General features: G+C 65.1%; 26 protein-coding genes. 22 read left to right on the top strand and 4 right to left on the bottom strand.

Features of this window, described 5'->3' with window-relative positions:
- Positions 1 to 50: 50 nt before the first annotated feature.
- From ACQ858_RS08485 to ACQ858_RS08565, 17 genes are all read left to right on the top strand, one after another.
- A complete protein-coding gene (locus ACQ858_RS08485) occupies positions 51 to 1,535 on the top strand; it encodes a phage tail sheath subtilisin-like domain-containing protein (protein ID WP_431276276.1) in 1,485 nt (494 codons plus the stop codon).
- A gap of 27 nt (positions 1,536 to 1,562) precedes the next feature.
- Entirely contained in the window at positions 1,563 to 1,931 is a 369-nt protein-coding gene (locus tag ACQ858_RS08490) for a phage tail tube protein (protein WP_431276277.1), read from the top strand.
- Positions 1,932 to 1,934: 3 nt separating this feature from the next.
- Positions 1,935 to 2,213: a phage tail assembly protein gene (locus ACQ858_RS08495; protein ID WP_431276278.1), complete on the top strand. Its 279-nt coding sequence runs from the start codon at positions 1,935 to 1,937 to the stop codon at positions 2,211 to 2,213.
- 111 nt (positions 2,214 to 2,324) lie between these two features.
- Positions 2,325 to 4,187, top strand: coding sequence for a phage tail tape measure protein (locus ACQ858_RS08500; protein ID WP_431276279.1), 1,863 nt, complete (start codon positions 2,325 to 2,327; stop codon positions 4,185 to 4,187).
- 10 nt (positions 4,188 to 4,197) lie between these two features.
- Positions 4,198 to 5,079, top strand: coding sequence for a DNA circularization N-terminal domain-containing protein (locus ACQ858_RS08505; protein ID WP_431276280.1), 882 nt, complete (start codon positions 4,198 to 4,200; stop codon positions 5,077 to 5,079).
- A complete protein-coding gene (locus tag ACQ858_RS08510) occupies positions 5,076 to 5,639 on the top strand; it encodes a hypothetical protein (RefSeq protein ID WP_431276281.1) in 564 nt (187 codons plus the stop codon). Before ACQ858_RS08505 ends, ACQ858_RS08510 begins: the two co-directional genes overlap by 4 nt.
- Positions 5,640 to 5,645: 6 nt before the next feature.
- The gene (locus ACQ858_RS08515) at positions 5,646 to 6,749 is read left to right on the top strand and encodes a phage baseplate assembly protein (RefSeq protein ID WP_431276282.1); all 1,104 of its coding nucleotides are present in this window, start codon (positions 5,646 to 5,648) and stop codon (positions 6,747 to 6,749) included.
- Positions 6,746 to 7,303 carry a phage baseplate assembly protein V gene (locus ACQ858_RS08520; protein WP_431276283.1) on the top strand — a complete coding sequence of 186 codons (558 nt, stop codon included), beginning with the start codon at positions 6,746 to 6,748 and terminating at the stop codon, positions 7,301 to 7,303. The genes ACQ858_RS08515 and ACQ858_RS08520 overlap by 4 nt, the downstream gene beginning before the upstream one ends.
- On the top strand, positions 7,304 to 7,750 hold the full coding sequence (locus ACQ858_RS08525; protein ID WP_431276284.1) for a phage GP46 family protein: 447 nt from the start codon (positions 7,304 to 7,306) through the stop codon (positions 7,748 to 7,750).
- The gene (locus ACQ858_RS08530) at positions 7,750 to 8,877 is read left to right on the top strand and encodes a baseplate J/gp47 family protein (protein WP_431276285.1); all 1,128 of its coding nucleotides are present in this window, start codon (positions 7,750 to 7,752) and stop codon (positions 8,875 to 8,877) included. The genes ACQ858_RS08525 and ACQ858_RS08530 overlap by 1 nt, the downstream gene beginning before the upstream one ends.
- Positions 8,878 to 8,951: 74 nt before the next feature.
- A complete protein-coding gene (locus tag ACQ858_RS08535; RefSeq protein ID WP_431276286.1) occupies positions 8,952 to 9,476 on the top strand; it encodes a YmfQ family protein in 525 nt (174 codons plus the stop codon).
- Between the two features lie 9 nt (positions 9,477 to 9,485).
- Entirely contained in the window at positions 9,486 to 10,430 is a 945-nt protein-coding gene (locus tag ACQ858_RS08540) for a hypothetical protein (protein WP_431276287.1), read from the top strand.
- Positions 10,427 to 10,858 carry a tail fiber assembly protein gene (locus ACQ858_RS08545; RefSeq protein WP_431276288.1) on the top strand — a complete coding sequence of 144 codons (432 nt, stop codon included), beginning with the start codon at positions 10,427 to 10,429 and terminating at the stop codon, positions 10,856 to 10,858. Before ACQ858_RS08540 ends, ACQ858_RS08545 begins: the two co-directional genes overlap by 4 nt.
- Before the next feature lie 12 nt (positions 10,859 to 10,870).
- Positions 10,871 to 11,146, top strand: a complete 276-nt coding sequence (locus tag ACQ858_RS08550; protein ID WP_431276289.1) for a hypothetical protein — start codon at positions 10,871 to 10,873, stop codon at positions 11,144 to 11,146.
- 64 nt (positions 11,147 to 11,210) lie between these two features.
- Positions 11,211 to 11,477 (top strand): hypothetical protein, encoded by a 267-nt coding sequence (locus ACQ858_RS08555; RefSeq protein WP_431276290.1) that lies wholly within the window; start codon positions 11,211 to 11,213, stop codon positions 11,475 to 11,477.
- The gene (locus ACQ858_RS08560; RefSeq protein ID WP_431276291.1) at positions 11,477 to 12,094 is read left to right on the top strand and encodes a glycoside hydrolase family 19 protein; all 618 of its coding nucleotides are present in this window, start codon (positions 11,477 to 11,479) and stop codon (positions 12,092 to 12,094) included. Before ACQ858_RS08555 ends, ACQ858_RS08560 begins: the two co-directional genes overlap by 1 nt.
- Positions 12,091 to 12,627 (top strand): DUF2514 family protein, encoded by a 537-nt coding sequence (locus ACQ858_RS08565; protein WP_431276292.1) that lies wholly within the window; start codon positions 12,091 to 12,093, stop codon positions 12,625 to 12,627. Before ACQ858_RS08560 ends, ACQ858_RS08565 begins: the two co-directional genes overlap by 4 nt.
- 69 nt (positions 12,628 to 12,696) lie before the next feature.
- On the opposite strand, the gene ACQ858_RS08570 is transcribed toward ACQ858_RS08565, so the two are convergent.
- Complete coding sequence (locus ACQ858_RS08570; protein WP_431276293.1) at positions 12,697 to 14,238, bottom strand: hypothetical protein; 1,542 nt, start codon at positions 14,236 to 14,238, stop codon at positions 12,697 to 12,699.
- Positions 14,239 to 14,299: 61 nt separating this feature from the next.
- Here ACQ858_RS08570 and ACQ858_RS08575 point away from each other — a divergent pair, with 61 nt between their 5' ends.
- From ACQ858_RS08575 to ACQ858_RS08590, 4 genes are all read left to right on the top strand, one after another.
- A complete protein-coding gene (locus ACQ858_RS08575; protein WP_431276294.1) occupies positions 14,300 to 14,566 on the top strand; it encodes a hypothetical protein in 267 nt (88 codons plus the stop codon).
- Entirely contained in the window at positions 14,563 to 14,865 is a 303-nt protein-coding gene (locus ACQ858_RS08580) for a hypothetical protein (RefSeq protein ID WP_431276295.1), read from the top strand. The genes ACQ858_RS08575 and ACQ858_RS08580 overlap by 4 nt, the downstream gene beginning before the upstream one ends.
- Positions 14,866 to 14,965: 100 nt before the next feature.
- On the top strand, positions 14,966 to 15,598 hold the full coding sequence (locus ACQ858_RS08585) for a DUF6806 family protein (protein WP_431276296.1): 633 nt from the start codon (positions 14,966 to 14,968) through the stop codon (positions 15,596 to 15,598).
- Positions 15,599 to 15,691: 93 nt separating this feature from the next.
- Complete coding sequence (locus tag ACQ858_RS08590) at positions 15,692 to 16,990, top strand: MFS transporter (protein WP_431276297.1); 1,299 nt, start codon at positions 15,692 to 15,694, stop codon at positions 16,988 to 16,990.
- A 13-nt stretch (positions 16,991 to 17,003) separates the two neighbouring features.
- On the opposite strand, the gene ACQ858_RS08595 is transcribed toward ACQ858_RS08590, so the two are convergent.
- Genes ACQ858_RS08595 through ACQ858_RS08605 form a run of 3 tightly spaced genes read right to left on the bottom strand, consistent with a single transcriptional unit; the run spans position 17,004 to position 20,178 of the window.
- Entirely contained in the window at positions 17,004 to 17,765 is a 762-nt protein-coding gene (locus tag ACQ858_RS08595) for a hypothetical protein (protein WP_431276298.1), read from the bottom strand.
- Between the two features lie 11 nt (positions 17,766 to 17,776).
- Positions 17,777 to 18,631 carry a glutamate racemase gene (gene murI, locus ACQ858_RS08600; protein ID WP_431276299.1) on the bottom strand — a complete coding sequence of 285 codons (855 nt, stop codon included), beginning with the start codon at positions 18,629 to 18,631 and terminating at the stop codon, positions 17,777 to 17,779.
- The gene (locus ACQ858_RS08605) at positions 18,628 to 20,178 is read right to left on the bottom strand and encodes a fumarate hydratase (RefSeq protein ID WP_431276300.1); all 1,551 of its coding nucleotides are present in this window, start codon (positions 20,176 to 20,178) and stop codon (positions 18,628 to 18,630) included. The genes murI and ACQ858_RS08605 overlap by 4 nt, the downstream gene beginning before the upstream one ends.
- Before the next feature lie 128 nt (positions 20,179 to 20,306).
- Between ACQ858_RS08605 and fumC the strand changes: the two genes are divergently transcribed.
- Positions 20,307 to 21,704, top strand: coding sequence for a class II fumarate hydratase (gene fumC, locus ACQ858_RS08610; protein WP_431276301.1), 1,398 nt, complete (start codon positions 20,307 to 20,309; stop codon positions 21,702 to 21,704).
- The last annotated feature ends 8 nt before the right edge of the window (positions 21,705 to 21,712 follow it).

The following is a 21,712-nucleotide window of genomic DNA, read 5'->3' on the forward strand; positions in this document are numbered from 1 at the left end:
ACCCCTCCGAGAGCCCGCCCTGAGCGGGCTTTCTCCTTTCTGGAGTCGCCATGACGCTTCCCTTCAAGAACATCCCGGCCAATTTGCGGGTGCCACTCTTCTACGCCGAGGTGGACAACTCGCTGGCCAACACCGCGACGCTGAACCAGCGCGCGCTCATCATCGGCCAGATCACCACCGCCGGTACCGGCACCCCCAACGTGCCGGTGATCTCGCAGGGCGTCGCTGATGCGGCGGCTGTGGGCGGCCCGGGCTCGATGCTGCATCTGATGACCCAGATGTACCGTCAGAACGACAATTTCGGTGAGCTCTGGTACTTGCCGCTCGCCGATGACGGCGCGGCCGGTGCGGCAACCGGCACCTTCGCGGTGACCGCCGTACCGACTGCGAACGGCACGCTCTCGCTCTACATCGCCGGTGTGCGGATCTCGGTGCCGGTCCTGTCGACCCAGACCACCGCGCAGATCGCAACCGCGATCGCAGCGGCCGTCACGGCGACGCCAAACCTGCCCGTCACCGCAGCCGCGGCGACCTCGACGGTCACCTTCACCGCGATCAACAAGGGCCCGTGCGGCAACGATATCGACCTGCGCGTGAACTACCTCGGCACGGCAGGCGGCGAAGCCACGCCGACCGGCATGACGTACACCATCACCGCAATGGCCAGCGGTGCAACGGCGCCGACGCTGACGACTGCGCTGAACAACCTGGTGGACAAGCCCTTCGACTTCATCGTCTGCCCGTACACCGACGCGACCAGTCTGGACGCGCTCAAGACCCTGCTGAATGACCAGACCGGCCGCTGGAGCTGGCAGCTGCAGATCTATGGTCACTACTTCGCGGCCTATCGCGGCACGCTGGGTGGACTGACCACCTTCGGCGTGACCCGAAATGACCAGCACGGCTCGATCATGGGCTTCAACGACAGCCCGACACCGAACTGGCTGTGGGCTGCGGCCTTCGCTGCGCAAGCGGCCGTCAGCGTGCGCGCTGACCCCGCCCGGCCGATGCAGACCCTCGCGCTGCAGGGTGTGCTCGCGCCGCCGCTGAAGTCGCGCTTCGGCCTCGTGGGAGATCGCAACACGCTGCTCTACGACGGCATCTCGACCTTCACGGTGGCCGACGACGGCACGGTGGCGATCGAAAACGCGATCACGACGTACCAGAAGAACAGCTTCGGACAGCCGGACAACAGCTACCTCGAGGTGGAGACGCTGTTCACGCTGATGTACGTGCTGCGCTTCCTCAAGACGCGCATCACCAGCAAGTACCCGCGGATGAAGCTGGCGGCGGACGGGACGAAGTTCGCCGCGGGCTCGGCGATCGTGACGCCCAGCATGATCCGCGCCGACCAGATCGCTGCCTACCAGGAGCTGGAATTCGCAGGCATCGTGCAGCGCAGCGACCTGTTCGCGCAGAACCTCATCGTGCAGCAGAACGCGTCTAACCCGAACCGGGTGGATGTGCTCTGGCCCGGCACCCTCATCGCGCAGCTGCGCATCTTCGCGCTGCTCGCGCAGTTCCGCCTGCAGTAAGCCGGCGCCTGACATCAAGGAAAAGCAATGTCTGCAACTCCCAATCGCCTTGCCGGCACCGCCTTCGTGTCGGTCGATGGCGTCAGCTACATGGTGGCCGGCGACTTCGAATACAGCCCGTCGACGCTCTCGCGCGAGACGCTCGCTGGCATGGACACCGTCCACGGTTTCAGCGAGAAGCCCACGGCGGGGCACATCTCCGCCACGCTGCGCGACAGCGGCGGCCTGAGCGTCGCCAGCCTGAACGCCATGGACAACGTCACTGTCGTCGCCGAGCTGGCGAACGGCAAGACCATCGTCGGCCGCAACATGTGGACCGTCGAGACCCAGACCTCCAAAGCCGCCGACGCGACCATCGAGGTCAAGTGGGAAGGCATCTCTGTGACGGAGCAGTAAGCCATGGACGAAACCGAAAAGACCATCACCCTGCGCAAGCCGGTCAAGCTCGCCGACATCGAGTACACGTCGCTGACCCTGCGCGAGCCCACAGCCGGCGAGATCGAAAAGGCAGCCAACGCCACGACGAACGTGGGCGTGGTCATTAACCTGATCTCGCTCGTGGCCAAGGTCCCCCGCAAGGCGATCGAAAACCTCTGCAAGCGAGATCTCCAGGAGGCTGGTGATTTTTGGAAGGCTTCAGGCTGGACGTCCAGCCGAGTGGCGGGACCGACTCGCTGATGTGACCGAGTTCTACGGCTGGAGCCCGCGCGATGCGTGGGACCTGACGTGGACAGACATCGCGTTCTGGTTTCGCCAGGCGCAGCGGATCTCGGAGAAGAGGAAGGCGCGATGAACAATTTCGCGATCACCATCAGCGCGATCGACCGCTCGACGGCCACGGTCCGCAAGATCAACAACTCGATCTCGCAGCTCACGCGGCCGGTCAACCAGCTGGCGCGCTCGACGAAGGCGCTCGGCCGCGAGATCGGCATCGACAAGATGGCGAAGTCGTTGGGGAACGTCGCGCGCAACGCCAAGGTGGCCGCCGTGCAGGTGAGCAAGATCGCGGCGCCCATCACCGCAATCGTCGGCGGGGGCTCGATCATCGGCCTGGCCGCCCTCGCGAACGAGTGGGCGCGGGTCGGTTCTGAGGTCTCGCGCACGTCGCGCACGATCGGTGTAGGCACTTCCGAGCTACAGCAGTTGCGCGGCGCTGCACAGGTGATGGGCGTTTCCTCGGAGGCGCTTACTGGAGGCCTGCAATCGCTTGGCGACACGCTGCAGGACGCGCTCTACGGACGCAACCAGCAGGCGCTTGCCGTCCTCAACAAGCTTGGCGTCCAGATTCACAGGACCTCGAGCGGGGCCGTGGATAGCACACGCGCGTTCAACGATCTGTCGAACGCGATCGCCAACGTGAAGAGCCCGCAGGTGCAGGCGCTGATCGCGCGGCAGTTCGGCCTGGAAGCAGTGCTGCCGCTACTGCGCGAGGGCCCGCGAGCGATGGCTGAGTACCAGCGTAAGGTGAAGGCGCTTGGCGCCGAGATGTCGCCTGAACAGGTGAAGCGTGCCGAGAACTTCGGCGTAGCGCTGAACTACCTGAACATCGCTGGCCAAGGCCTGCGCAACACGATCGGCGATGCGCTGATCCCCGCGCTGCAGCCGCTCGTCGAGGACCTGACGAAGTGGATTTCGGCGAACCGGGAACTCATCGGCGCCAAGGTCGGGCAGTGGGCAGCGGACTTCGCGCGCTGGGTGAAGGACATCGACTTCAACAAGCTGCTCGACGGGCTCGGCCGAGCCATCACGAGCGTCGGGAATTTCGTCGATGCGATCGGCGGCTGGAAGGTCGCGGCGATCGCGGTGGCGGGGATCATGGCCGGGCCGCTGCTGCTCAGCATCACAAACATCGGTTTGGGCCTGACCAATCTTGCTGTGACGGCTGTACCCGTCGCCGTGAAAGGCCTCGCGCTGCTCGGCACCGCTCTGGGTGGGGCAAATGCTTCGGCCGGGCTCCTCATGGCATCGCTGCGGGGCATCGGTACATTGGGCGCACTCGGCTTCGCTGGCGCGGCGGGCTGGGGCATCGGGACCTTGATCAATGACCAGTTGCAGAAGCGCGGCATCTCGATCGGCAGCAAGGTCTACGACTGGATGCACCCGGATGAGGCCGGCCCGAAGGTATCCCAGACCGGCAGTTCTCGCGGTGTCGTCGATTTCTTCAAGTCCAAGGGCTGGACCGAGTCGCAGGCGCTCGGCATCGCCGCCAACCTGAAGAAGGAAAGCGGCTTCAACACCGACGCGGTCGGCGACAACGGCAACGCCTATGGCGTTGCGCAGTGGCACGGCGATCGGCAGGCAGCCTTCCAACGCTGGGCCGGCAAGAACATCCGCCAGGCCTCGCTGGAAGAGCAGCTCGGCTTCGTGAACTACGAGCTGACGCAGGGCAACGAACGCAAGGCCGGTGATGCCCTGCGCGGTGCAACCAATGAGCGCGATGCCGCGTCGATCATTTCCCGGCAGTACGAGCGGCCGGCCAATGCCGACGGCGAGGCGGCGGGGCGTGCTGACATGGCCTCGAGCATGAAGCAGCAGCTGGAGATCAGGCTCACCGGTCTGCCGGCGGGCGTCAAGGCGACCGCGCACAGGACGGATGGGTCCAACGTGCCGGTGCGGGTGTCGTCGTCCATGAACACGGCCATGTCGCCGTGAGGAATCAAGCATGAGCTTCACCGGATCCGTTCAGGCCGTGCTCGGCACGGAGAAGATGATTTCCGGCATCTACGCGGGTGCCGGCATCCCCGGCAATCCGCTCGCGTCCAACTGGCGCGCCCAGCTGCGACCGGCCTCGCTCGGCGGTGTGCCGTTCGCGGTCTGGGGTGGCCAGCTGCGCGTCGGCCGGCGCAACGCGGTGCACGAGTACCCATTCAAGGACGAGGTCTGGGTTGAAGATCTGGGCCGAGCCGCGCGCCGGATCACGCTGACTGGCTTCATCGTCGAAAACGCGGTGTACGGTGGCGGCAATGTCATCCAGCAGCGCGATCGCCTGATCGCCGTCTGCGAATCGCGCGACCAGAAGACGCTGGTGCACCCGACGCTGGGCTCGCTCAACGTGAGCCTGCTCGACTCCGCCATGGAGGAGCGCTGGGACCAAGGGCGCATGTTCGAGGTCTCGTTCTCGTTCATCGAAGCCGGGCAGCGCGTATTTCCGCGTGCAGACGTATCCACGGGCGTCGTGGTCGACTCCGCAGCGGACGCGGCCGAGGCAGCGCTCAGCGGTGACTTCGAGGCCAGTATCGGGTCCGCACTCTCGCAGGGGCAGGCGGTTGTCGACATGGCGGTGAGCACGGCCGGCACCTGGGCAGGGAACGCCGTCTCGCTTGCGGGCGATGCGACGAACCTCATCAACACGGTCGGCTCGCTGTCGGGCTCCTACAGCCGCTATTTCGGCGGGCGGAACCGAGGCTTTCAGAATCTGACCGCGCAACTTTCGATGCCGACGACGACCATCACCCAGCTCGTGGCGGCCGGTACCGTCGCGCGGCAAGGCGTCGCAACCGCGAGCTCGGCGCTGACGGCTGCGGCTGTGGAGATTGCATCGTGAGCGGTGCAACGGACTTCGCTGATGCTGCGCAGGCGCTGGCTGAAGCGTTGCGAGCGGCAACGACAGATCCAGCGGACTCGGTCCGCGTGCTGCAGAGCCTCGCCGCCTTCTATCCCTCAGACCCGACCTCGGTGTCTGCCGGCGGGGCAGCGCGAGCCGTCATGCAGGCCGCGTGCGGAAAGCTGTTTCGGCGCTCGGCGCTGGTTTCTCTCTGTCGTGCAGCGCGCAACTACCAGCCGTGGTCGGCCGACGATGCTCTGTCCCTGCGCGATACCGTCTGCGATCTTCTGGATGCAGAGATCCTGAGCGCGGGTGACGACGGAGACGATGCCACCTTCAACGCGCTGCGAGCGCTTCGCTCCGCTGTGGTGCGCGACTTGACGCAGCGTGGTGCGAACCTCGCACAACTGGAGACGGTATCGAGCCCGAACGTGCTGCCGGCGCCAGTGATTGCACAGCGCCTCTATCGCGACTCCACCCGTTCCGACGAGCTCGTGGTGCAGGCCGACCCAAAGCACCCGGCGTTCATGCCCGTTTCCTTCCAGGCACTTTCCAGGTAGTTCCGCATGGATGATGAACTGACACTGTCGGTCGGCGGCCGGCAGTTGAGCGGGTGGTCGCAGGTGCGCGTGAACCGCGGCATCGAGCGTTGTCCCTCCGACTTCGAGATCTCGATGACGGAGCGCTACCCTGGCGAAGCTACGGCCTTCGTGGTGCAACCGGGCGACGCCTGCGAGGTTCGCCTCGGCGCAGACCTGGTGATCACAGGCTACGTTGACCGCGTGGCCTACGGTATCGGTGCCGCGCAGCACACCGTCATGGTGGTCGGGCGCAGCAAGTGCTCCGATCTGGTCGATTGCGCGGCCGAGTGGCCCGGCGGGCAGATCAGCGGTGCTGACGCGCTCGGCATTGCCCAGAAGCTGGCACAGCCCTACGGCATCACGGTATCCGCGCCGGGCGAGAAGGGCGTGCGAGTCGAGCAGTTCAACTTGATGATCGGCGAGACCGCGTTCGAGATCATCGAGCGCGTGTGCCGTTATGGCGCACTGCTCGCGTACGACCAGCCAGACGGCAATCTGCTGCTCGCACAGGCGGCCCAGGTGCAGGCCGCCAGCGGCTTCACTCAGGGCCAGAACGTGCAGAGGGCAACGATGACCTTCAGCAGCGACCAGCGCTTCGCCGAGTACAGGTGCTTCATGCAGAGCATGGATGTGCTGGGCGACATCGGGGAGGGCGGGAACCTTCTGGCGAGCGCAACCGATCCTGGCGTGCTGCGGCACCGGGCCCGCTACATCGTTTCCGAGGCGCCCACCGGCGGCCAGGACTTCGCTCAGAAGCGAGCAACGTGGGAAGCGAATCGACGGATCGGCCGCTCCGCGCAGCTGCTGCTCGTCACCGATAGCTGGCGCGACAGCGCGGGTTCGCTCTGGACGCCGAACACGCTGGTGCCGCTGGTGCTGCCGACACTGAAGTGCGGAAGTGAGAGTGCGCCGCTGAACTGGCTCATCTCGCAGGTGTCCTATCGCCGCGACTTCGAGGGCACGACCAGCGAGCTCACGATCATGCGGCCCGAGGCATTCCTGCCGATTCCGATCATGCAGCTGCCGACCTTCGCCGACATCCCAGCAGATCTGGGTGGCAGCGTCTGGGGAAATGAGATCCGGCGATGAGCGCAAGCGATGCAATCGAGAAGCTGTGGCGGCGCATGCTGCTCGTGGTGGGCCGTGGGCGCATCACGACGGGCAACGATGCCGGCATGGTGCAGACGCAGCAGGTGCAGATCGGCGAGCTGGAGACGCGCGACAACACGAAGCGAGTGGCGGAATATGGCTTCACGTCGATGCCGCTGCCCGGCTGTCACGCTGTGGTGATCTTCGTCGGTGGTGACCGCTCCAACGGCGTGATCATCGGCACGAACGACCAGAACGCCAGGATGAAGAACCTGCAGCCTGGTGAGGTCGCGATCTACGACGACCAGGGGCAATCGGTCTACATCACGCGCTCAGGCATCGTGATCAACGGCGGAGGCAAGCCGATCGAGATCGAGAACACCCCGCAGATCACTGCCGACACGCCGCTGCTTCGAACGACTGGCGATCTGCTCGACAACTGCAACACCAACACGGTGACGGTCGCCCACATGCGGCAGACCTACAACTCGCACACGCACAACGAGAACAACGTTGCGGGTGGGCCGACAGCAACCCCGAACCAGAGCATGTAGATGAGCGACACAACCACAGTCTGGGTGCCCGAGCTCGGCCGCGGCGATTGGGTGATGGATGGCGCCGATCTGAAGAAGGGCGACGACCTGGTCAGCGCTGTCCTGATCAGCCTCTTCACCGATCGCGTGGCCAATGCCGACGATGACATCCCGGACGGCACATCTGATCCTCGCGGCTGGTGGGGCGATGCCGGCGAGCGCTACCCGATCGGCTCGCGGCTCTGGATCCTGTCCCGTGAGAAGCAAACCTCCGAAGTCGCCGCACGCGCTAAGGACTACATCGCCGAAGCCCTGCAGTGGCTCATCGACGACGACGTGGTCGCGGGCTTCGACATTGACACGACTTGGATCGCCCGCGGCCAGCTCGGCGCGCAAGTGATCGCCAACCGCCGGGACGGCTCCGTGGTCGCGATGAACTTCGCCTCCGTCTGGCAAGGAATCAACTGATGCCGTATTCCCGTCCAACACTCAGCACTCTGCAGGGGCAGGTCGCCAGCGACATCGCCGCGGCGTTGCCTGGCTCCGATGCGCTGCTGCGTTTCTCGAACCTTGGCGTCACCGGCAAGGTGCAGGCGAACCTCGCGCACCTGCATTACGGCTATCTCGACTGGATTGCCAAGATGGCGGTGCCCTACACCGCTGAAGACGAGTTCCTCGAGGCCTGGGCCGGCCTGAAGGGCGTTACCCGCAAGCCGGCCGCACAGGCGAGTGGAAGCGTCACATTCACCGGCGCCCCGGGCACTGTCGTCAATTCCGGCGTGCAGCTCGTGCGCGGCGATGGCATCACCTACAGCACCACTGCGGTCGGGACCATCGGAGGCGGCGGTACCGTGGCAGTGCCGGCGACTGCGACGCCAGATCCTTCGGGGCTCGCCGGTGCCATCGGGAATGCAGGGATTGGCGTGGTGCTGACGCTGGGAACGGCGATTTCCGGCGTGCAATCGAACGGGGTCGTGTCTACCGCCTTCACTGGCGGCGCGGACCTCGAGGGCGACGATAGCCTGCGCAGCCGGATGCTGGCTGCCTATCGCAACCCTCCCCAAGGTGGCGCGGTCACCGACTACGTACAGTGGGCCCTCGCCGTGCCAGGTGTGACCAGGGCATGGTGCAACCCGAACGGCTTCGGGGCCGGCACCGTGGTGGTCTACACGATGTTCGACCAGGCGGAGGCGGCCTTTGGTGGCTTTCCGCAGGGGACGAATGGCGTCGCGACAGGAGAGCCGCGCGGAACGGCGGCCACCGGCGATCAGCTCATCGTGGCGAACGCGATTTTTCCGCTGCGACCGGCGACGGCGTTGGTGTATTCCGTGGCCCCGGTCGCCGCTCCGATCAACCTCACCATCACTGGCCTCACGGGTGCGAGCCTTTCGACCCGCGCGCTCATCGCAGCCGCCATTCAAGGCGTCTTCTTCCTCTATGGCTCGCCGCTCGGCGGGACGGTCGCCCTGTCACTGATCGAGTCCGCCATCGCTGCCATTCCAGGCGTGCAGGGCTTCGTCATCACATCCCCCAGCGGAAATATCACGACCACGCTAGGGCAACTGCCCGTGCTGGGCACCATCACGTACCCCTGACCCATGAGTGCTCCTCAATACAGCGCCGCAGACTACCTGCAGGCGCTACAGGCGCTGCTGCCTCGCGGGCGCGTGTGGCCTCGCGATACCGAGGCCGTGCTCACAAAGCGCTGCGCGCGCTGGCGCCCACCTACGAGCGGCAGAACGCGCGCGCGAACCAACTGATCGTCGACGCTTTCCCGGCCTCGACGATCGAACTGCTGCCGGAGTGGGAGGAGACGCTCGGGCTACCTGATCCTTGTGCTGGCCCATCGCCGACGATCGCTGCGCGGCGCGCCCAGGTCGTTGCGCGTTTCAAGGCGCTCGGTGGTCAATCCGTGCCGTACTTCATTGCCTACGCGCTGGCGTTGGGCTACCAGATCACGATCACCGAGTTCAGCCCTGCGCGCGTCGGTCTCTCGCGCGCGGGAGACCCGCTCAACGGTCCCGACTGGGCTCACGCATGGCAGATCAACACCGCGCTGCACACCGTTGTTCGCGCCCAGGTCGGCGTGTCGCAGGCAGGCGAGCCGCTCGCCTATTGGAACAACACGGTGCTGGAGTGCCAGCTGCGTGAAGTCATGCCTGCGCATTCCGTGCTCATCTTTTCGTACACCTAAGGAGCTTCAATGTTTGCGATCGATGATCCGTCCGCTGTAGCGGTCATGCCCACCCCGGAGGCCGCAGGCACGGCCGGCTGGTGGACCGAAGGCAATCCGGCGCTTGGCCAAGCAGCAACGCTGATGCGCGCCTCATGGTTCAACGGCTTGCAGCAAGAGCTGCTCAACATCCTTTCCGCTGGCGGTGTCACTCCGAACAAGACGACCTACAACCAGCTGCTCGCCGCTCTCAATGCGCTCTATAGCAAGGGGCGCCTTCTGCGGACGCTGGTCTACACGCGCGTCTCGGGCGTTCAGAACGTCAGCGTCAATGGTGGTACCCCGACGACCACGGGTGCAGGTTCCTACGTGCCCGGTGCGTCGATGACTTTCTGCATCGCCGAGGTCCAGGGAGCCGGCAATGCTGGTGGCGGAGCATCTGTTCCGACAAGCGGGAACCTCAGCATGGGTTCGCCAGGCGGATGTGGCGCCTATGGCGAGGGCTACTTCAGTGCGGCGAGCATTGGTGCATCGCAAGTCGTCACTGTCGGGCTCGGCGGAGCGGGTGTGGCCAGCGCCGCCGGGGGCAATGGAGGCGCGTCGTCCTTGGGATCCCTGCTCACTGCTCCCGGTGGCATCGGCAGCGCGCCGCTGAACAATTTCGTGGCGGCGAACATCGCAAATGGCAATTCCAGCGTGACAGCAGCTCCAACCGGCGCGAACCTGATTGCAGTCCCCGGCATGAACTCGAGCGTATCGCTGATCATCAACGTGGGTGCCACGACCGGATACATCCCAGCTCCAGGTGCCCCCTCCAAATACGGCCAGGGTGGCGCCGGAGCTTTCAATACCAGCGCCGGCGCAAGCACCGTTCCGGGAACCGGTGGTGGCGGCGTTATCTGCAATTCCGCTGGGGCGAACTCAGCGGGCGGCAAAGGTGGCGATGGCCAGATCATCATTCGGGAGTTCGCATGAAAGCAAATCGCGGTTGGGCCTTGTGCCTCAATGGAAAGCTGCAAGAGGTCATTGCGCCGGCCTACTACGCGGAAGACGTATTCGGTGCGCCCTCGGTCGATTCGGAAGAATCCGTGGTGCTGCACCACAAGGGTGAAGAGATCGCCATCGCGGATCGCTTTCACCCGGAGTTTGTCGCGCAACTGATCGAAATCGATCTCGACAATCCGCCGCCGGATGATCCGGTGCCGGGACCATCCGTCGAGGAGCTTGCGAGCAATGTCCGCGCTCAGCGTGATCGCCTGCTTGTGATGAGCGACTGGACGCAGTTGCCGGACGTGCCCGAGGTAACCCGCCAAGCGTGGCTTTCGTATCGCCAAGGCCTGCGCGATGTGCCTGGGCAAGAGGGGTTTCCTTCGACTATCGATTGGCCGAAGGCCCCTTCCTGACGAGGTCAAGCAATGCCGCCAGACACCCAGCCCGGAGATCTTCCTCGGGTCTCCCGAATCATCGACATGAAATTGCCGTTGCAGTGGCTCCTCGGCGTAGCGGGCCTCATCGCTGCGGCATTCGTGAGCACCTATTACCAGGTCGGTCAGATGCGCGAGGACATGGCCGAACTCAAGGCAACCGTCAAAGCGGGGAACGCTCAGCAGGGCGCGGTCCAAAGTGAGATCGCGATTCTTCGATATCGAGTCGAAAACCTCGAAGCCGACAAGAAAGCCGCCGCTCGATAGTTCCTCGTCACCTCCGATCGACCAACCCGCCGTGTGCGGGTTTTCTTTTTCCTGAAAGGCTCACATGAACTTCATCGCCCAATACTTCGACAAGGTCCTCGTGCCGGAATGGCGCAAGGCTTGGAAGATGCTCAGCGTGATCTGGAACTCGGTATGTGCGGCGGCGGCTCCCGGCTGGCTGCTGCTGACCGACGACCAGAAGACGGCCCTCCTGACGCTCATCGGGATCAAGCCTGCATGGATCGTCGGAGCCGCGTTCCTCGTCGGCATCTTCTTGCGATTGAAAGCGCAAGGTATCAACGTCGACTCCGCTTCGCCCGGGAATCAATGATGGATGCCGCGACGCTTGCTCGCTGCACGGGCGCACGGCTCGATCGCGCCCAGCTACTGGTTGGCGCGATCAGTGCCGCCATGGCCGACTACGACATCTCTACGCCGCAGCGGCAGGGAATGTTCCTGGCGAACGTCGGTCATGAGACGACTCATCTGATGTTCCTGGCGGAGCTCGGCAGCAAAGACTACCTGATGCGTTACGAGGGGCGCGCGGATCTAGGCAACACGCAGCTCGGGGATGGCCCCCGCTACAAGGGGCGCGGCATTCTGCAGACCACTGGCCGCGCGAACTACCGGGCCCTGACCAGGCGGCTGCGCGCAAAGGGCATCGATTGCCCTGACTTCGAGGCCGAGCCGGAAAGGCTGGAGTTGCCACAGTGGGCCGCGCTGTCCGCAGGTGACTATGTGGACATGCGCAAGCTCAACGCCAAGGCCGATGCGGCCGACTTCCTGGGCTACTGCATCGGCATCAACGGCAAGAACAAGGAAACAGGCCTGCCGAACGGGTGGGGTGAACGCACAGATCTGTGGGTGGCCGCTCAAAAGGCACTTGTTGTTACTGATGCCCAAGCCAAGGGCGCCGATTCGATGTGGGGCAATGAGATCAGACGATGACCAAGATCTTCGACATCGTGCCGGGGTGGCTCTACGCGACCGCCATCGCGCTGCTGCTGTTCCTGATGCTGGGTCAGCAGGTGAGGGTCAGCAACGCGAGGGCCAATGTCGCGCGCACCCAGAAGGAGTTCGCGGACTGGAAGACCAACGCCGCAGAGACCCGGCTCCTCGCCGATCGCGCCCAGCGCACCGAGGAGCAACGCAAACAGGAAGTAGCCACGAAGGAGGCCGAAGATGCTGCCCAGAAACTCACTCAGGCGCGTGCTGACGCTGCTATTGCCAACGCTGCTGCTGGCAAGCTGCGCGACCAGCTCGCCGCCTACATCACCTCAGTCCATCGAGCCGGCCAAGATCCCGCGCCTGCCGCCGGAAGCGCGGGTGTCGCAAGTGCCGATCCCCTCGATCTGCTTGCCGACCTGTACAGCCGGAGTGACGAAGCTGCGGGAGCAATCGCGCAATATGCTGATGAACTCCGCATCCGGGGTCTCGCTGCCGAGCGCATCGCGGACGGACTACAACCTCCCGACCGGTAGACCAATCCCGCCTGCGCAATGATCTCCCCCGGCTTCGGTCGGGGGTTTTTTCCGTTCTGGGGGGCAAATTCAGGGAGGGGTTAGCCTGACCGGTTCCTGTCCCGAGCGATAGATCGTCGCAGACGTGTATCTTGGCAAGTCGAAGCTGAAGCGCTCTTGCTCCAAGAAGATCGCGGCGCACCGATTGAGTTCGATCGCCAGCTCTTGCAATCGTGAAGAGGAAACAGCCTCATAGACGCCGCGATGAAACAAGAGGCTTGCGTATCCTCTGACGCTTCCATTTGCCCCGACAACAGCGCAGTCCCATGTGCCCGACTTTTTGATCTCTGCGAGCAGTCGCTCGTTGTCTTTTGTGACCTGCGCCCAACCAGCATATTCCGCTCGGTTGGCCAGATACTGAGACGAGTTCTGCCAGAACGACAGCGCTAGCAATATTAAGGCGAATGCCCAAGCAGCTGTGCGTTTGGCACTCAGTAGGATTGCGAAAGCGGAAGCGACAAGTACGGAGAGCGGCACGACCAGCTTGAGGCGGTCATACGAGAATTGCCAAGCATGCTGCAGCATGATGAAGTTCTCGACAAGCGGAGCCAGAGATACCAGAAGGGCGAAGACCGCAAAGGTGACAGCCGGCTTGGAATGCCGCCGTGCGTGAGCCATGACAACCGCCCCGGCGAGTGCTGAAAGCACTAGCAGAAGGCCGAATGACTCCCAGTACTGACCCAGCAATTCCAGGAGCCCGCGATCGGCCATGGCACTGCGAGCAAAGAATCGTTTGCTCAATGCAGAAAGGGTCTCTTGCCAGCCGATCGCTGATGCTAGATGAACGGTGATCGCCCCAATGGCTAGGGCGTTAGCTGCAAGCATGACCAGGCCAACACGGCGCGATCCAGCGCGGTCTCGCACCACGAAGGCCAGTCCAATGAGCCCGTTCGCGACGAAACCAGTCCATTCCGTATAGGCTGCGAGAAACGAAATCACACCCAAGAGTGCGAGGAGTGCGACTGGTTTTGGGGGTTCACGGTGCTTCAGTTCAACAAGGACGGCGAGTTGCCCCAGCAGGAAGAGTTGTGCGAGTTGTTGTGCCCAATACACGGGTCCAAAGGAATGCAGGCCTTCCTTTGAGAGAAGTAGCAGCGACGCTCCAGCCACACTGGCGAAGACGGCGACGCCCTTAGTGTGCCCATCGAACGTCAATATGCGGACGAGGATGGCAAAGAGGAGGAAGGCGCTGATTAAGCCCAGGCCAGCATTGAAGGAGGCGAGTGTCCCGAGCGATGGCTCGACGTTGAGCGCTTGAAATAGCGCTGCAGGAACCAGGAATGCAAGCGGAGGGAACGACGTGTAGACGAAGTCGCCATTGGGAGTCCGAACGGTGGCCCCCCAAGGGATATTGATGTCCTTGGGGCCGCCAAAATTCACTATTGGCAAAAGATGGCTACGAGCTACCGGGACCTCATGAAGTGCTGTGATGGTCAGCAAGGTGTGATAGCTCGCCTCAAGGTTCTCGGCGCCGCGTTCTCCCCTGAAATCGTCACTTCGAACGACCAGTGCGGCTATGAATACGAGGAGGACGGCAACGAAGCCGCTAAGAACGGCTTTCTTGTTCTGCATGGGACATGGGGGTTTGGGGGACGCAGCGAATGTACATGGACAATGGCTCTATGCTCGCGTGATGAAGTTCCGCGAGCTTCCCATCGGCGCCAAGTTCCGCTTTCACCGGAGAGGTCTGGAGCACACGAAAGACGCCGAAGACCAGTTCCGGCCGGATGTTGAGGTGGTCTACGAGGAACCCGAAGAGCCCAATGCGCCCGCGCCGCATGTGCCAACCGGAAGGTACAACCGAGTCGAGCTCCTGCAGGGCGAAGCGCGACTGGATGGCACGTTCACGGCCGAGCAGCTGGAGGCGGTGCTCGTCGCGCTGAAGAAGCGCAAGGGATGAGCGGGCGCTATGCTGGCGCCATGTCCTCTCCCTTCGCCGATAACGGCATGCTGGCCAAGGTTCCGGGCGACGTGATCAGCCTGGGTTCGCAAACCCTGCCGAGCCCCGCCGCCGGCCAGCCCGAGCGCTTGACCGCCGAGGTTGACGCGGGGCACCATGGCCGCGTGCGCATTACCTTCCAGCTCAACAGCAGCCGGCGGGGAAAGTGGCGAAACTGGTTCTGGACGGCGGTGCATGCCGAGGGATTGGACTCATCCCCCGATGTGGGAAAATCAATTCAGACGCCCCCGGCGAATTAAAGTCACCACTCAAAAATCCCCCGAATTCCTGCGCAACCCGCATAAATAAAGGCTGTTCGCCGCCGGTTCCGGGCACCACCACATTACAAGGGAGCAAGACATGCCTCGCTATAACGCTCCGTTCGAAATCCATGTGCATGGCGATGTGCCGCTGCGCTCCGATGTGAATTTCGAGCAGATTCAGGAAGCCCTCAAGCCGCTCTGGAAATACGCCGGCGCACGCTCGCTCGCCGATGGCGCGAGCAGCGTCTACGAGGAAGAACCAGGCATCCGCTTCGAGCAGAAGGACCACATGCTCCAGATCTGCTGGACGGTGGCGGGCGACGACGACTTCCGGCAGGCGCTCGACGAGATGTGCATGGCGCTGAACGAGTTGTCCGAGCAGGGCGCCGCGCTGGAAGTCACCTTCTACGACACCGACTTCGACGAAGAGGAAGGCGACCCTGACCAGGAGTCGCGCGACGACTTCCTGATGCTTTTCGTCGGACCCAATCCCGCCGCGATCATGCAGGTGCAGCGCGACCTGCTGGTCGAGGATGTCGTGAACCTCATGGAGCGCCACTTCGACGGCGCGGAGCTCGGCGGCGTGGTGGCGGAGATCGACAAGCTCTTCGGCGATCGCTTCGATGCGCTGGTGAACTCGCTCGAGATCGGCAAGCGCCCGCGCGGCGGCACCGGTGGTGCCGGCAGCAGCGGCCACGGCGGCGGACGCCGGCCGCGTCATCTGCACTAGCGGACGAGACGGCCTGCAGCAGCAGGCACGCGCGACACGGAGCGGTCAGTTCGCTCCGCTATGCTCGGCGGCGATCTTTCGAGGAGACGTTGCTTGAGCCTTTTTCCCCAGTCAGCCCTGCAGCCGGGCGTTCGCAAGCGCGAAGTGTTCGGTTGGGCGATGTACGACTTCGCCAATTCGGGCTACACCACCGTGGTGATCACCGCGGTGTTCGCCGCCTATTTCGTCGGCGGCATCGCCCACGGGGCGCCCTGGGGCGCCTTCGCGTGGACCCTCGCGCTCAGCGTCTCGTATGGGCTCGTGATGGTGACGATGCCCGCGATCGGCGCGTGGGCCGATCTTCATGCCGCCAAGAAGCGTGTGCTGATCCTGGCCACAGCGGGCTGTGTGGTCGGCACCGCGGCCCTCGCGTTCACGCCGCGCGTCGATGGGTTCAGCGGCGTGATCGTCGCGATGGCGCTGGTGATCGTCTCCAACACCTTCTACTCCTACGGCGAGTCGCTGACCGGCGCGTTCCTGCCCGAGCTGGCGACCGCCGACGGCATGGGCAAGGTCAGTGGCTGGGGTTGGGGCTTCGGCTACCTCGGCGGCATGCTCGCGTTGGGACTGTGCCTGGCCTATGTGCTGTGGGCGCAGAGCCGCGGGCTGCCCGCTGCCCACTTCGTGCCGGTGACGATGCTCATCACGGCGGGGCTCTATGGCGTCGCAGCGTGTGCGACCTTCGTCCTCCTCCCGGAACGGGCGGTGCCGCAGGCGGGAGCCGAGACGTCGAGCGCGTGGCAGCAGTTGCGCAGCACCTTCTGCGAAGCCCGCAAGTACCGCGACTTCATGTGGCTGCTGGCCTGCACCGTGTCCTACCAGGGCGGGGTGGCGGTCGCCATCACGCTGGCGGCGATCTATGCGGAGCAGGTGATCGGCTTCGTCCCGAACGAAACCATGATCCTGATCTTCGTCCTGAACATCGCCGCGGCGCTCGGGGCCTTCGTCTTCGGCTATTGGCAGGACCGGGTCGGACACAGGCGTTCGCTGGCCGCAACGCTGGTCGCCTGGATCGCCGTGTGCGTGATCGCGGCATCGGTGACGACCAAAGGCGGCTTCTGGTGGGCCGCATCGATCGCCGGGCTGGCGATGGGCTCCAGCCAATCCGCAGGCCGCGCCATGACGGGGGTCCTCGCACCTCCGGGTCAGCTGGCCGAATTCTTCGGCCTGTGGACCTTCGCGACGCGGCTGGCCAGCATCATCGGCCCATTGAGCTACGGCGTGATCACCTGGATGACAGGCGGCAACCAGCGTATCGCGATCCTCGCGACCGCGGTGCTGTTCGCCCTGGGACTTCTGATGCTGCTGCCGATCGACATGCGACGGGGCCGCGAAGTCGCGCTTCGGGCCTGAACGTCCGCGAAGCTCAGTCGCGCGCCGCGCGCCTGGGCATCCGGTAGATCGTGCCGTCGTAGCGCAGCACGGTGGCGCTGAAAGTGGCCGGACGCTCCTGAGTGATGCACTCGTCCCCCTGGAGCGTGGCGCGGCTCCCGGAGCGCGTGCGCCGCAGCGTCAGGTCGGCCAGGCCGTTGCTCGTCGCCCGCATGACCGACAGCGCGCCGCGCGTTGCCTCGAACGTGCCGGTGCAATTCGTGTCCCACTCGCCGCGTTCCAGTGTCGTCTCGAGCTGGTCGAGCACCTTGGCGAGCTTCTGGCCTTGCGGCAGATAGAGCGTGAGCGTTTCACGCGCGTAGGGGTTTGCGCGCGAAGAACCCTGGTACAGCACGCGCAGGCCGAAGGCGCGCGCATCCGGCGCGAGCGTGTAGCGCGTGGTGTCCACCCGGATTTCCGCGATGCGAATCGCGTCTTCGGTCAGCGCGCCTTCGTCGAGAAGCCGGCTGACGATCTTCGTGCGCTCGGTGTTGCCGTTGTCGGCCTGCTGGACGACCAGCACATCGAGGTCGAACCGGGTCGTGTCGGGATCTCCGCCGGCCTCCGGCATCGGTAGCACCACGATGTAGCGGCCCGGCAAGCCCCTCCAGGGCTCGCACACGGCGCGTTCGTGGTCGAGGACGCGCTTGGGGTGCAGCTTGGCGTGCATTCGCTCTGCGAGGCCGGTATCGCATGCCGCGTGGCCGGCCGTGCCGGCGAGTCCGAGAAAGCAGGCGGCGAGGAGCTGGCGGCGCATGCGTGGCGCGGTCAGGCGGCCGTCGTGTCGGCGGCCCGGGTGTGGATCACGCTGCCGGCAGGGCCGTCGAGCCAGCGCGCCGCCGCGGCATCGAGCGCCCCGGGCTCGGCGCTGCTGAGCAGCAGCACGCTCCCGGCGCCTTGCGTCCTGAGTTTCCGGGCGCTCAGCAGGAGTCGGCGAGTCTGCTGTGCCACCGGTACCCCCGTGTCGATGAATCGCACCGCGTCCCCCGTGCAGCGACGCAGCGCGTCCGCGATGAAGGGGTAGTGCGTACAGCCGAGCACCAGCGTATCGATTTGCCCGGGCTGATCGCCGAAGCGGCCGGCAGCACCAAGGTACTGCTCGCACAACGTGGCAACCCGGACGGCATCCGCACGCTCGATGGCGCCCGCCAGTCCATCGCACGGGATGATGCGGAATCGGGCCCGCGCCGCGAGCGAGGCGTGCAGCGCCTCGAACTTGCGGCTCTCCAGCGTCACGCGGGTGGCGATCACCGCGATGTGCCCCGTCCTGCTCAGCGCGACCGCGGGCTTGAGGGCCGGCTCGACGCCGATCACGGGCAGGGCGGGGTGCGCCGCGCGCAGTTCATGGATCGCGGCCGCGGTCGCCGTGTTGCAGGCGACGACGAGCGCCTTGATCCCGTGCTCGTCGATCAGGTGGCGCGCGATTGCGGTGGTTCGCTGCGCGACGAAGGCATCGCCGCGCTCGCCGTACGGTGCATGGGCGGTATCGGCGAAGTAGACAAAATGCTCGTGCGGCAGTTCGGCGCGCAGCGCGTTGAGGACGCTGAGCCCCCCGACGCCGCTGTCGAAGACGCCGATCGGTCGATCGGCGCCCGATGATCCTGCTACCGCGCCAGCGCTCAAGCCGGTTCCAGCGTGATGGTCTTGAATTCGCCGCTGGCGATGCGCTTCTGCCACTCGGCCGGGCCGGTGATGTGGGCGCTGGTGCCGCCGGCATCGACGGCCACGGTCACGGGCATGTCGACCACGTCGAACTCGTAGATGGCTTCCATGCCGAGGTCCGCGAAGCCGACCACCTTGGCCGCCTTGATCGCCTTGCTCACGAGGTAGGCCGCGCCGCCGACCGCCATGAGGTAGGCGCTCTTGTGCTTCTTGATCGCCTCGATCGCGACCGGGCCGCGTTCGGCCTTGCCGATCATCGCGATCAGGCCGGTCTGGGCGAGCATCATCTCGGTGAAGCCGTCCATGCGGGTGGCGGTGGTCGGGCCCGCGGGGCCGACCGCTTCGCCCTTGACCGGATCGACCGGGCCGACGTAGTAGATCACGCGGTTGGTGAAGTCCACCGGCAGCTTCTCACCCTTGGCGAGCATGTCGGCGATGCGCTTGTGTGCGGCATCGCGGCCGGTGAGCATCTTGCCGTTGAGCAGCAGCGTGTCGCCCGGCTTCCAGCTTGCGACTTCCTCGGGCGTGAGCTTGTCGAGGTCCACGCGCTTGCTCTTGTTGTAATCCGGTGCCCAGTCGATCTTGGGCCAGAGGTCGAGCGACGGTGCTTCGAGGTACACCGGGCCCGAACCGTCGAGCACGAAGTGCGCATGGCGGGTCGCCGCGCAGTTCGGGATCATCGCGACCGGCTTGCTGGCCGCGTGTGTCGGGTACATCTTGATCTTGACGTCCAGCACGGTCGAAAGGCCGCCCAGGCCCTGCGCGCCGATGCCGAGCGCATTGACCTTTTCATACAGCTCGATGCGCAGCGCCTCGACCTTGGTCAGCTCGGCGCCAGAGGCCTTCTTGGCCTGCAGCTCGTGCATGTCGAGGTCGTCCATCAGGCTCTCCTTGGCGAGCAGGGTGGCCTTCTCGGCCGTGCCGCCGATGCCGATGCCGAGCATGCCCGGCGGGCACCAGCCGGCGCCCATCGTGGGCACGGTCTTGAGCACCCAGTCGACCACGCTGTCGCCGGGGTTCAGCATCACGAGCTTGCTCTTGTTCTCGCTGCCGCCGCCCTTGGCGGCGACCGTGACCTCGACGGTGTTGCCCGGCACGATCTCGGTGAAGATCACGGCCGGCGTGTTGTCCTTGGTGTTCTTGCGGTCGAACTGCGGATCGGCCACGACCGAGGCGCGCAGCGTGTTGTCGGGATGGTTGTAGCCGCGGCGGACACCTTCGTTGACGGCGTCTTCGAGGCTGCCGGTGAAGCCGCCCCACTGGACGTCCATGCCGACCTTGAGGAACACGTTGACGATGCCGGTGTCCTGGCAGATCGGGCGGTGGCCGATCGCGCTCATCTTGCTGTTGGTCAGGATCTGCGCCATCGCATCCTTGGCCGCCGGGCTCTGTTCGCGTTCGTAGGCCTTGGCCAGGTGCGCGATGTAGTCGGTCGGGTGGTAGTAGCTGATGTACTGGAGGGCGGCGGACACCGATTCGATCAGGTCGGCCTGCTGGATGATGGTCATGGCGTTACGTGGGATGGATGGCAGACAAAACCCCGCGATTATCCGCGCCGCGGCCGTGGCCTGCCGTTCTGGCGCGGTGCGCCCGAGTACCATGGTCGGCGTTTCGACTCCGACGGGAACCCTCATCCATGGCGACATCCACCAAGACCCGTACCGAACGCGACACCTTCGGGCCGATCGACGTGCCGGCCGACAGGCTCTGGGGTGCACAGACCCAGCGCTCGCTCCAGAACTTCGACATCTCCGGCGAACGTCAGCCGGCCGAGATCATCCGCGCGCTGGCCCAGGTGAAGCGCGCGTCGGTGGTGGTCAACCACGCCCTCGGCCTGCAGGACGAGAAGAAGACCCAGGCCATCGTGCAGGCGGCCGATGAGGTCATTGCCGGCAAGCATCCGGCTGAGTTTCCGCTGGTGGTTTGGCAGACCGGATCGGGCACGCAGACCAACATGAACGTGAACGAGGTGCTGGCGAACCGTGCGAGCGAGCTGCTCGGCGGCGAGCGCGGTGAAGGGCGGCTCGTGCACCCCAACGACGACGTCAACCGCAGCCAGTCGTCGAATGACGTCTTTCCGACTGCGATGCACGTCGCTGCGGTCGATTCGATCACGCATCGGCTGCTGCCGGCCATCGCCAGGCTGCGCGCCACGCTCGAGAAGAAATCGAAGGACTTCGAGGGCATCGTGAAGATCGGCCGTACGCACCTGCAGGACGCGACGCCGCTCACGCTCGGCCAGGAGTTCTCGGGCTACGTTGCCCAGCTCGCGCACGGCGAGGCCCATGTGCGGGCCGCACTGCCGCACCTGTGCGAGCTGGCGCTCGGCGGCACCGCGGTCGGCACCGGCCTCAACGCGCCCAAGGGTTACGCCGAGCAGGTGGCGGCGGAGCTCGCGAAGCTCACCGGACTGCCTTTCGTCACTGCGCCGAACAAGTTCGAGGGCATGGCCTCGGCCGACGGGCTGGTTCATGCGCACGGCGCGCTGAAGACACTGGCGGCCAGCATGAACAAGATCGCCAACGACATCCGCTGGCTCGCGAGCGGCCCGCGCAGCGGCATCGGCGAGCTGGCCATTCCGGAGAACGAGCCGGGTTCTTCGATCATGCCCGGCAAGGTCAACCCGACGCAGAGCGAGGCGGTGACGATGCTGGCTGCGCAGGTGTTCGGCAACGACGTCGCGATCAACGTCGGCGGCGCGTCGGGCAACTTCGAGCTGAACGTGTTCCGCCCGATGATCGCCCACAATTTCCTGCAGAGCGTGCGGCTCCTGGCCGACGGCATGGTGAGCTTCAACGACCACTGCGCAGTCGGCATCGAGCCCAACCGCGAGCGCATCACCGAGCTGGTGCAGCGGTCGCTGATGCTCGTGACCGCGCTCAATACGCACATCGGCTACGACAAGGCCGCGTTCATCGCGAAGAAGGCGCACAAGGAAGGCAGCAGCCTGCGCGAGGCGGCGATCGCCTCGGGGCACCTGACGGCCGAGCAATTCGACGCCTGGGTGGTGCCCGAGAAAATGACCGGCCGCTGAGCCGGTTC

The organism is Variovorax ureilyticus (assembly GCF_050632185.1).
In the GTDB taxonomy this organism is placed as follows: domain Bacteria; phylum Pseudomonadota; class Gammaproteobacteria; order Burkholderiales; family Burkholderiaceae_C; genus Variovorax; species Variovorax ureilyticus_A.